A 6,063-nucleotide genomic window follows, 5' to 3' on the forward strand; every position below is an offset into this window, starting at 1 on the left:
CCTCCCGGAAGGGAAGCGCGGCCGCCGCCGTACGGATTCAGGGACCGTCAGGCACCCATCGCGTGCAGGCCGCCGTCCACGTGGACGATCTCGCCGGTGGTCTTCGGGAACCAGTCCGAGAGCAGGGCGACGACGCCCTTGCCCGCCGGCTCCGGGTCGCTCATGTCCCACTCCAGCATGGAGCGGGAGTTCCAGACGTCCGCCAGCTCCGAGAAGCCCGGGATGGACTTCGCGGCCATCGAGCCGATCGGGCCTGCCGAGACCAGGTTGCAGCGGATGTTCTCCTTGCCCAGGTCACGGGCGAGGTAGCGGCTGGTGGCCTCCAGCGCGGCCTTGGCCGGGCCCATCCAGTCGTACTGCGGCCAGGCGAACTGCGCGTCGAAGGTGAGGCCGACGACGGCCGCGCCCTCGTGCGGGAACAGCGGCTTGCAGGCCATGGTCAGCGACTTCAGCGAGAACGCCGAGACGTGCATGGCGGTGGCGACCGACTCGAAGGGGGTGTTCAGGAAGTTGCCGCCGAGCGCGTCCTGCGGCGCGAAGCCGATGGAGTGCACGACCCCGTCGAGGCCGCCGAGCTCGTCACGGACGAGGCCCTCCAGACGGGCCAGGTGCTCGTCGTTGGTGACGTCGAGTTCGATCACCTTGACCGGCTTGGGCAGCTTCTTGGCGATGCGCTCGGTCAGCGTCGGGCGGGGGAACGCGGTCAGGATGACCTCGGCGCCCTGCTCCTGGGCCAGCTTGGCGGTGTGGAAAGCGATGGACGACTCCATCAGCACCCCGGTGATGAGGATGCGCTTGCCCTCGAGAATTCCGCTCATGGTGATCAGTGACCCATACCCAATCCGCCGTCAACGGGAATGACGGCTCCGGTGATGTACGCGGCGTCGTCGGACGCCAGGAAGCTCACGGCTGCCGCGATCTCCTCGGGCTGCGCGTAACGGCCGAGCGGCACCTGGCCCACGATGCCCGCACGCTGCTCGTCGGTGAGCACCTTAGTCATGTCCGTGTCGACGAAACCGGGGGCGACCACGTTGAACGTGATGTTGCGCGAGCCCAGCTCACGGGCGAGCGAGCGGGCGAAACCGACCAGCGCCGCCTTGGAGGCGGCGTAGTTGGCCTGGCCCGCCGAGCCCAGCAGTCCGACGACCGAGGAGATCAGGACGACGCGGCCCTTCTTGGCACGGAGCATGCCACGGTTCGCGCGCTTGACCACCCGGAAGGTACCGGTGAGGTTGGTGTCGACGACCGAGGAGAAGTCCTCCTCGGACATCCGCATCAGCAGCGTGTCCTTGGTGATGCCGGCGTTGGCCACCAGCACCTCGACCGCGCCGTGCGCGTCCTCGATCTGCTTGTAGGCCTGCTCCACCTGCTCGGAGTCGGTGATGTCGCAGCGGACCGCCAGAACGCCGAGCGAGGCCAGCGCCTCCGGCGGCTCGCCGGACCGGTACGTGATCGCGACCTTGTCTCCGGCCTCCGCGAAGGCACGGGCGATGGCGAGGCCGATGCCCCGGTTTCCTCCGGTGACGAGAACCGAGCGGCTCAACGGATCACCCTTTCGCTAGCTGTGTGGATACCGAAAACCTATAGGCCGCGTCCCCCGTACGGAGAATCGACCTCCGACAGGGCCTCGCGGCGGGCTCTGTCGAGTCCCTACAGAAAGATGTAGGCACAAGAGCCCTGAGCGCGACATGATCGGGGAGACCGGCCCCGACCCCGGGAGGACTTCCGTGCCCCATTCCATCGACGCGGCCTTCACCGCACTGCCCTTGCGGGCGCTCGCCGACGCGGCGCTCGCCCGGGCGCGCGCGCTGGGCGCCGAGCATGCCGACTTCCGGCTGGAGCGGATCCGCAGCGCCTCGTGGCGGCTGCGGGACGCGAAGCCCTCCGGCGGGTCCGACACCACCGACCTCGGCTACGCGGTCCGCGTGGTGCACGGGGGCAGCTGGGGGTTCGCCTCCGGGGTGGACCTGACCATGGACGCCGCGGCCAAGGTGGCCTCGCAGGCCGTGGCCATGGCGAAGCTGTCGGCCCAGGTGATCAAGGCCGCGGGCTCCGACGAGCGGGTGGAACTGGCCGAGGAGCCGGTGCACTCGGAGCGGACCTGGATCTCCGCCTACGACGTGAACCCCTTCGAGGTTCCCGACTCGGACAAGGCGGCGCTGCTCGCCGACTGGAGCTCGCGGCTCCTGGCGGCCGACGGCGTCGCCCACGTGGACGCCTCGCTCCTCGCCGTGCACGAGAACAAGTTCTACGCCGACACGGCGGGCACCGTGACCACCCAGCAGCGGGTCCGGATCCACCCGCAGCTCACGGCCGTCGCCGTGAACGCGACCACCGGCGAGTTCGACTCCATGCGCACCATCGCCCCGCCGGCCGGGCGCGGCTGGGAGTACCTCACGGGCACCGGCTGGGACTGGAACGCCGAGCTGGAGCAGATTCCCGGGCTGCTCGCCGAGAAGATGCGGGCGCCGAGCGTGGAGGCCGGGCGCTACGACCTGGTCGTGGACCCGTCAAACCTGTGGCTCACCATCCACGAGTCCATCGGCCACGCCACCGAGCTCGACCGGGCGCTGGGCTACGAGGCGGCGTACGCGGGGACCTCCTTCGCCACCTTCGACCAGCTCGGCAAGCTCAAGTACGGCTCCTCGATCATGAACGTGACCGGTGACCGCACCGCCGAACACGGGCTGGCCACGGTCGGCTTCGACGACGAGGGCGTCGAGGCGCAGAGCTGGGACCTGGTCAAGGACGGCACCCTGGTCGGCTACCAGCTGGACCGGCGGATCGCGAAGCTGACCGGTCTCGGCCGCTCCAACGGCTGCGCGTACGCCGACTCCCCCGGGCACGTGCCCGTGCAGCGGATGGCGAACGTGTCGCTCCAGCCGGATCCGGGCGGTCTGTCCACCGAGGACCTCATCGGCGGCGTGGAGCGCGGGATCTACGTCGTCGGCGACCGCTCCTGGTCGATCGACATGCAGCGCTACAACTTCCAGTTCACCGGGCAGCGGTTCTTCCGGATCGAGAACGGCAAGCTGGCCGGGCAGCTGCGCGATGTCGCGTACCAGGCCACGACCACCGACTTCTGGGGCTCGATGGAGAAGGTCGGCGGCCCGCAGACCTATGTCCTGGGCGGCGCCTTCAACTGCGGCAAGGCCCAGCCGGGCCAGGTGGCCTCGGTCTCGCACGGCTGCCCGTCCGCGCTGTTCCGCGACGTGAACATCCTGAACACCACGCAGGAGGCCGGCCGATGAGCACCCCTTCGAACGGACGCACCAAGCCCCACGAGATCGTCGAGCGGGCCCTGGAGCTGTCCACCGCCGACGGCTGCGTCGTCATCGCCGACGAGGAGTCGAGCGCCAACCTGCGCTGGGCGGGCAACGCCCTGACGACGAACGGCGTCACCCGCGGGCGCACCCTCACGGTCATCGCCACGGTCGACGGCAAGGAGGGCACGGCCTCGGGGGTCGTCTCGCGCTCCGCCGTCACCGCCGCGGACCTGGAGCCGCTGGTCCGGGCCGCCGAGGCGGCCGCGCGCGGGGCGGGTCCGGCCGAGGACGCCCAGCCGCTGGTGACCGGCACCCCGGCCTCGCCGGACTTCACGGACCCGCCCGTCGAGACCTCCTCCGCGGTGTTCGCGGACTTCGCCCCCGCCCTCGGCGAGGCCTTCGCCCGGGCCCGCGCGGGCGGCCGGGAGCTGTACGGCTTCGCCAACCACGAGCTGGTCTCCACGTACGTCGGCACCTCGACGGGCCTTCGGCTGCGCCACGACCAGCCCAACGGCACCCTGGAGCTCAACGCCAAGTCCCCCGACCGGCAGCGCTCGGCCTGGGCCGGCCGCGCCACCAGGGACTTCAAGGACGTGGACCCGACCGTGCTGGACGCGGAGCTGGCCGTGCGCCTGGGCTGGGCCGAGCGGAAGATCGAGCTGCCCGCAGGGCGGTACGAGACGCTGCTGCCGCCGACGGCCGTGGCCGACCTGCTGATCTACCAGATGTGGTCGGCGGCCGCCCGGGACGCGGTGGAGGGCCGTACGGTCTTCTCCAAGCCGGGCGGCGGCACCCGGATCGGCGAGAAGCTGTCGCAGCTCCCGCTGACCCTGCGCAGCGACCCGGCCGCGCCGGGCCTGGAGTCCGCCCCGTTCGTGATCGCGCACAGCTCCGGGGACGACGCGTCGGTGTTCGACAACGGCCTGCCGGTCCCGGCCACCGAGTGGATCCGGGACGGGGAGCTGAAGCGGCTGACCACGACCCGGCACACCGCCGGGCTGACCGGACTGCCCCTCTCCCCCGCGTTCGGGAACCTGATCCTGGACGGGGGCGGCGACAAGTCGCTGGAGGAGATGGTGGCGGGGACCGAGAGGGGTCTGCTGCTGACCTGCCTCTGGTACATCCGCGAGGTCGACCCGGCCACCCTGCTGCTCACGGGCCTGACCCGGGACGGCGTCTACCTGGTGGAGGACGGGCAGGTCGTCGGCGAGGTCAACAACTTCCGGTTCAACGAGTCGCCCGTGGACCTGCTGTCGCGGGCCTCGGAGGCCGGCCGGACCGAGAAGACCCTGCCGCGCGAGTGGGGCGACTGGTTCACCCGGGCCTCGATGCCGGCGCTGCGCATCCCGGACTTCAACATGAGCTCGGTCAGCAAGGGGGTCTGACCCACCTAGACTGGGCTTCGCATTTCCCTACACCAAAGGAGTCGAGAGAACCGTGACGGACATCGTCGACGAACTGAAGTGGCGCGGGCTCTTCGCCCAGTCCACCGATGAAGAAGCGCTGCGCAAGGCGTTCGCGGACGGTCCTGTCACGTTCTATTGCGGCTACGACCCGACCGCGGCCTCGCTGCACGTGGGACACCTGGTGCAGGTGCTCACCATGCGCCGGCTCCAGCTGGCGGGGAACCGGCCGCTCGCGCTGGTCGGCGGGGCCACCGGCCAGATCGGTGACCCCCGCCCGACCGCCGAGCGCACCCTGAACGAGCCCGCGGTCATCGCGGAGTGGGTGAACCGGCTGCGTTCGCAGATCGAGCCGTTCCTGTCCTTCGAGGGCGAGAACGCGGCGGTCCTGGTGAACAACCTGGACTGGACGGCGGGCATGTCCGCGATCGAGTTCCTGCGGGACATCGGCAAGCACTTCCGCGTCAACAAGATGCTGACGAAGGACTCGGTCGCCAAGCGGCTGGAGTCCGACCAGGGCATCAGCTACACGGAGTTCAGCTACCAGCTGCTCCAGGGCATGGACTTCCTGGAGCTCTACCGGCGCCACGGCTGCGTGCTCCAGCAGGGCGGCTCCGACCAGTGGGGCAACCTGACGGCCGGCCTCGACCTGATCCACCGGGTGGAGCCGGGCGCGGTCGTGCACGCGATGGCGACCCCGCTGATGGTCAAGGCGGACGGCACCAAGTTCGGCAAGACCGAGGGCGGGGCCGTCTGGCTGGACCCGGAGATGACCACGCCGTACGCGTTCTACCAGTTCTGGCTGAACGTGGACGACCGGGACATCTCCACCTACATGCGGATCTTGTCCTTCCGGAGCCGTGAGGAACTGGAGGAGCTGGAGGCGCAGACCGCCGAGCGGCCGCAGGCGCGCGCCGCGCAGCGGGCGCTGGCGGAGGAGCTGACCGCGCTGGTGCACGGCGCCGACCAGTGCGCCGCCGTGATCGCGGCGTCGAAGGCGCTGTTCGGCCAGGGCGACCTGGCGGAGCTGGACGAGGCCACGCTGACCGCGGCCCTGTCCGAGCTGCCGCACGCCCGGGTGGCGGAGCTCGGCCCGGTCGTGGACCTGATGACCGAGACCGGTCTGGTCGCGAGCAAGTCGGCCGGCCGGCGGACCGTGAAGGAGGGCGGGGCCTACGTGAACAACGTGAAGATCACCGCCGAGGACGCGGTCCCCGCCAAGGAGGACCTGCTGCACGGGCGCTGGCTGGTGCTGCGCCGCGGCAAGAAGAGCCTGGCCGCGGTGGAGGTCACCGGCGCCTGACGCCCGACGCCTCGCGGCACGGCACACCGCGGAGGGGCCCGGCCCGCCCACTGGTGGCGGGCCCGCCCCCCCCGACCCCCGGGGCCCCGAC

General features: G+C 70.9%; 5 protein-coding genes. 3 read left to right on the top strand and 2 right to left on the bottom strand.

Annotated features, from left to right (window positions below; genetic code table 11):
- Positions 1 to 47: 47 nt before the first annotated feature.
- Positions 48 to 818, bottom strand: a complete 771-nt coding sequence (gene fabI / locus ACFCZ1_RS38260) for an enoyl-ACP reductase FabI (RefSeq protein ID WP_328924994.1) — start codon at positions 816 to 818, stop codon at positions 48 to 50.
- Between the two features lie 5 nt (positions 819 to 823).
- Positions 824 to 1,543, bottom strand: a complete 720-nt coding sequence (fabG, locus tag ACFCZ1_RS38265; RefSeq protein WP_376682885.1) for a 3-oxoacyl-[acyl-carrier-protein] reductase — start codon at positions 1,541 to 1,543, stop codon at positions 824 to 826.
- A 145-nt stretch (positions 1,544 to 1,688) separates the two neighbouring features.
- On the opposite strand from fabG, the gene ACFCZ1_RS38270 reads away from it, so the two are divergent.
- From ACFCZ1_RS38270 to tyrS, 3 genes are read left to right on the top strand one after another with little or no spacing between them, the layout of a single operon-like run.
- Positions 1,689 to 3,251 (top strand): TldD/PmbA family protein, encoded by a 1,563-nt coding sequence (locus ACFCZ1_RS38270; RefSeq protein ID WP_376682886.1) that lies wholly within the window; start codon positions 1,689 to 1,691, stop codon positions 3,249 to 3,251.
- Positions 3,248 to 4,651, top strand: coding sequence for a metallopeptidase TldD-related protein (locus ACFCZ1_RS38275; protein WP_376682887.1), 1,404 nt, complete (start codon positions 3,248 to 3,250; stop codon positions 4,649 to 4,651). Before ACFCZ1_RS38270 ends, ACFCZ1_RS38275 begins: the two co-directional genes overlap by 4 nt.
- 52 nt (positions 4,652 to 4,703) lie before the next feature.
- Entirely contained in the window at positions 4,704 to 5,972 is a 1,269-nt protein-coding gene (tyrS, locus tag ACFCZ1_RS38280; protein ID WP_376682888.1) for a tyrosine--tRNA ligase, read from the top strand.
- Positions 5,973 to 6,063 lie beyond the last annotated feature (91 nt).

Source organism: Streptomyces sp. NPDC056224 (assembly GCF_042267665.1).
In the GTDB taxonomy this organism is placed as follows: Bacteria; Actinomycetota; Actinomycetes; order Streptomycetales; family Streptomycetaceae; genus Streptomyces.